Source organism: Streptomyces sp. 13-12-16 (assembly GCF_002114215.1).
In the GTDB taxonomy this organism is placed as follows: domain Bacteria; phylum Actinomycetota; class Actinomycetes; order Streptomycetales; family Streptomycetaceae; genus Streptomyces.
Genome location: NZ_NCTE01001126.1, coordinates 2,084 through 6,197 on the forward strand (window position 1 = coordinate 2,084; position 4,114 = coordinate 6,197).

At 74.3% G+C, this 4,114-nt stretch carries 5 protein-coding genes; 1 reads left to right on the forward strand and 4 read right to left on the reverse strand.

Features of this window, described 5'->3' with window-relative positions:
- Nucleotides 1-63: 63 nt before the first annotated feature.
- Both B7767_RS36315 and B7767_RS36320 read right to left on the reverse strand, forming a co-directional pair.
- On the reverse strand, nucleotides 64-564 hold the full coding sequence (locus B7767_RS36315; protein ID WP_085575755.1) for a DUF402 domain-containing protein: 501 nt from the start codon (nucleotides 562-564) through the stop codon (nucleotides 64-66).
- Nucleotides 545-1,474 (reverse strand): GNAT family N-acetyltransferase, encoded by a 930-nt coding sequence (locus B7767_RS36320; RefSeq protein WP_085575756.1) that lies wholly within the window; start codon nucleotides 1,472-1,474, stop codon nucleotides 545-547. Before B7767_RS36320 ends, B7767_RS36315 begins: the two co-directional genes overlap by 20 nt.
- 71 nt (nucleotides 1,475-1,545) lie before the next feature.
- Here B7767_RS36320 and B7767_RS36325 point away from each other — a divergent pair, with 71 nt between their 5' ends.
- Entirely contained in the window at nucleotides 1,546-1,914 is a 369-nt protein-coding gene (locus B7767_RS36325; protein WP_085575757.1) for a GntR family transcriptional regulator, read from the forward strand.
- Nucleotides 1,915-2,078: 164 nt separating this feature from the next.
- Here B7767_RS36325 and B7767_RS36330 read toward each other — a convergent pair whose 3' ends face one another.
- A complete protein-coding gene (locus tag B7767_RS36330; RefSeq protein WP_085575758.1) occupies nucleotides 2,079-3,173 on the reverse strand; it encodes a DUF5925 domain-containing protein in 1,095 nt (364 codons plus the stop codon).
- Nucleotides 3,174-3,244: 71 nt separating this feature from the next.
- Nucleotides 3,245-4,045, reverse strand: a complete 801-nt coding sequence (locus B7767_RS36335) for a polysaccharide deacetylase family protein (RefSeq protein ID WP_085575759.1) — start codon at nucleotides 4,043-4,045, stop codon at nucleotides 3,245-3,247.
- Nucleotides 4,046-4,114: the final 69 nt, after the last annotated feature.

Below are 4,114 nucleotides of genomic sequence, written 5' to 3' on the forward strand. Positions count from 1 at the left end.
GGGGCCGGGACGTGGACGACGAGCGGTACGCGGTGGTCGCGGTCCCGGACCGACCCGGCGCCCTCAGACGAGCAGCGCGCCGAACCCGCCCTCGCGGGCCCGGTCGTCCAGCTCGTCGAGCGCGGCCACCGCGGCGGCCGCCGCCTCGGGATCCGTGGTGAGCAGACCGCTCGCCGCGAACTCGTCCTCGTCCAGCCGCCGTACGTCCGTGCCGTCCGCGGAGACCCACAGGTCCAGGTCGAGATCCTCGACGACCAGCCGGCCGCCGGAGAGCTCGGCCGGCCGGGTGATGTCGCAGTAGTGGCCCTTGAGGGTCCCGTCGGCGGCGCGGACCTCCTTCACCGAGTACCACCGGTCGCGCCAGTAGTGCTCCGTGAAGACGTCACCGGGTTCGAAGCGGACGAAGCCGAAGTCGCGCACGCCGTCCCCCGCCCAGGGGGCGCGCACGGTGGCGCGGGTGCCGTCGTCGGCGAGCAGTTCGGCCGGGTAGCGGATCTTCATCCGTCCCGCCTTGACCAGGACCACCTCCACCAGCGTCGGCCCGTCAGCCGAGTGCGCGGACATACCGCACCTCCGTCCCGCAGATCTCGTACCCGAACCACTTGTTGATCGCGATCATCGGCCCGTTCCCGGTGTCGTTGCCCGTGAACGCCTCCGTGTACCCGGCCGCGCGGGCACGATGCAGGGAGTCGTTCTTGGCGAGCTTGGCCAGGCCCCGGCCGCGGTGGGCGCGGGCGGTGCCGGTCATGACCGTGCCGTACCGGGTGCCGCCGTCCGTGCGGGCCGCGGAGAACGCGGCGGGACGGCCGTCGACCAGCGCCACCGTGGTCAGCCCGGGGCTGAACATCGGATGCCGCCAGGTCTCCTCCAGCCAGGCCTCGTAGTCCGTGAACTCGGTGTCCACGTCGCTCGGCTCGTCCGCCGTCGTCTCCGCGTCCAGCTCGAACAGCGGGCGCGGATCGGCGGCGAAGTCCGAGGCCGGCCGCAGTTCCACACCCGGCGGCGGGTCCTGGAGCGGGGGCAGGGTGCCGTTCGCCAGGTCCAGACGGAGGAAGTGGGCGGCGCGGCTCGCCCGGTAGCCGTGCGCCTCGGCGAAGGCCCGGTTGCCGGGCTCGTCCAGCACCCAGGAGAACAGCCGGGTCGCCCCGTGCGCGGCCAGGTGCTCCTCGGCGGCGCGCACCAGCAGCGTCCCGGCGCCCCGGCGGGTGTGCCCGGGGTGCACGTACACGTTGATGTTGCCCTGGCCGGGCTCGGAGCTCTCGTGGGTCAGGTGCACCTGCGCCGTGCCGATCACCTCGCCGTCGGCCACGGCGACGAGCGGGCGGTAGTGGGCGTCGGGGTGGAGACGGGTGAGGTCGTGGGCCAGGGACTCCGGGGTGATCAGGATGAACGGCAACGCGGCGTGCCGGACGCGGGCGAAGCCCTCCAGGTCGGCGCGGGCGTCGGGGCGGAGATCGCGGACGGACACTGTCATGGAGGCGCACGCTACGGGGGCCGCGTCCGGGGTGCCTCCTATTTTCCGTCGGGGTGCGCGACAATCGGGCCGTGACCTTGAGGATCCGGATCGACGACGGCACGCCCCCGTACGAGCAGGTACGGGCGCAGATCTCCGAGCAGGCACGGTCGGGGGCGCTGCCCGTGGGGTACAGGCTGCCGACGGTGCGGGGGCTGGCCGAGACGCTCGGGCTCGCCGCGAACACGGTGGCCAAGGCGTACCGGGCGCTGGAGGCGGACGGGGTGATCGAGACCCGGGGGCGGAACGGGACGCTGATCGCCGCCGCGGGGGAGGCGGCGGAGCGGGAGGTGGCGTCCGCGGCGCAGGACTTCGCCTCGCGGGCGCGGCGGCTCGGCTGTTCGGAGGAGGAGGCGCTGGCTGCCGTGCGGGACGCACTGCGTGCGGCTTACGGGGCGTGAGCGCCGTCGCGGCGGGGGTTCCATTGAGGCTGCGGGTGCGTCGTGGCCGGCCGCGCACGCGTGGCGGAGCCGCAGGTCGGCACAGTCCCGCGCCCCTGGGTGGTGTGGGTGAGCGTTGGTCGTGTCGCTCGCCACGCGCCCCTGGGGGTGCCGGTGAGCGTTGACTACAGGTACAGGCCGGCTTCCGTGCCCCCGCGAGGTTCGGGGAGGGATGTCGGGGAGGTGCCGCGGCGCAGGGCGTACAGCTCGGCCAGGGTCGCGCCCTCGCGGCCCACGCCCTCCTCGACGCCCAGCCAGGTCACCGCCTCCGCGCGGGTCAGCCGGCCCACCTCGATGCGGGCCAGGCAGCGGCCGGGGCGGACCACGGCCGGGTGGAGGCGCTCCAGGTCCTCGTTGGTGGTGACGCCCACCAGGACGTTGCGGCCCTGGCCGAGCAGACCGTCCGTCAGGTTCAGCAGCCGGGACAGCGCCTGCCCGGCGGTGTGCTTGGCCTCGCCCCGGATCAGCTCGTCGCAGTCCTCCAGGAGCAGCAGCCGCCAGCGGCCCTTGCCGGCCGCGTCCTCCTCGCCGATCGCGATGTCCATCAGATAGCCGACGTCCGAGAAGAGCCGCTCCGGGTCCAGCACACAGTCCACCTGGCACCAGTCCCGCCAGGACCGGGCCAGCGTGCGCAGCGCGGAGGTCTTGCCGGTGCCCGGCGGACCGTGCAGCAGGAGCAGCCGGCCCGAGATGTCCTCGGGGGTGGTCTTCATCAGACGGTCCATCGCGTCCGCCACCGGCGCCGTGTAGTTGGGCCGGATCTCCTCCCAGGTGCCCGCCGAGATCTGCCGGGTGGTGCGGTGCGGGCCGCGACGCGGGGAGACGTACCAGAAGCCCATGGTGACGTTCTCCGGCTGCGGTTCGGGTTCGTCCGCCGCGCCGTCGGTGGCCTCGTCCAGGATCCTCGCGGCGAGTTCGGCGCTGGTCGCGGTGACCGTGACGTCGGCGCCCCGGTTCCAGCGGGAGACCAGCAGCGTCCAGCCCGCGCCCTCGGCCAGGGTGGCGCTGCGGTCGTCGTCCCTGGCGATCCGCAGCACCCGCGCGTTCGCGGGCAGCAGCGTCGCGCCGGAGCGTACGCGGTCGATGTTGACGGCGTGCGAGTACGGCTGCTCGCCCGTCGCGAAGCGGCCGAGGAACAGCGCGTCGACGACGTCGGACGGGGAGTCGCTGTCGTCGACGTTGAGCCGGATCGGCAGTGCGTCGTGCGGTTGCGCGGACATGCCGCCATGATCGGTCACCCGGACGCCGTGCGCACCCGCTTTCCGGGTGCGCACGGACGGTCGCCCACGCTTCAGCCGGGCGGCCGGCGGATCAGCCCCCGTGCCTGCCGGACCCGGCGCACCACCGCGTACCCCTTGGTCAGCGCGCGGTCCCGGGCGAAGGCGCGCGCGACGGACCGCCCCTCCACCAGCCGTTCGAACTCGGCGGCGGACGTGGACCTGCGCACCGTCACCCGCCGCAGGGCGTACGGGCCCTGGGCGCGGCGGGCGAGACCGTTGCCGACGGCGAGCGCCTGGGCGTACCCCGTCTCCCGCACCGCCCGGCGCACCCGGCGGCTGGAGTAGCCGTAGGGATACGCGAACGAGGCGGGTACGGAGCCGAGCTGGTCCGAGACGATCTCCTTGCACAGGATCAGCTCGGAGCGCAGCCGGTCCTCGTCGAGCCGGTCGAGCTGCGGATGGCTGTGGCTGTGCCCGCCGATCTCGACTCCCGCGGCGGCCAGTTCGCGCACCTGGTCCCAGTCGAGCATGGTGTCCAGGCCGCCGCCGGTGTCGTACGGGCCCCTCAGCCAGCCGGTGGAGACGAACAGGGTGGCCGGGAAGCCGTGCTCGGCGAGCACGGGCAGCGCGTGCCGGTGCACGCCCTCGTAACCGTCGTCGAAGGTGACGAGGACCGGCCGCGCGGGCAGCGGGCGGCCCGAGCGCCAGTGCGCGGCCAGTTCGGCCGTGGTGACGGGGGTGAGGCCCCGGTCCGCGAGCACCGCCATCTGCTCGGCGAACGCCTCCGGGGTCACGGACAGGGCGCGGGTCGCCTCGCCCGGATCGGTCGCGACCGCGTGGTACATGAGGATCGGCACGCGTACGTCAGTCACGGCCGCCGCCCTCCCCGAGCCCCACCACGGAGAAGGTGGCCCCGCCCCGCCCGGCCCGTACGCTCCCCA

Coding starts and splice junctions, on each gene's coding strand:
- B7767_RS36315 (WP_085575755.1), bottom strand. CDS start 564: ATGTCCGCGCACTCGGCTGACGGGCCGACGCTGGTGGAGGTGGTCCTG.
- B7767_RS36320 (WP_085575756.1), bottom strand. CDS start 1,474: ATGACAGTGTCCGTCCGCGATCTCCGCCCCGACGCCCGCGCCGACCTG.
- B7767_RS36330 (WP_085575758.1), bottom strand. CDS start 3,173: ATGTCCGCGCAACCGCACGACGCACTGCCGATCCGGCTCAACGTCGAC.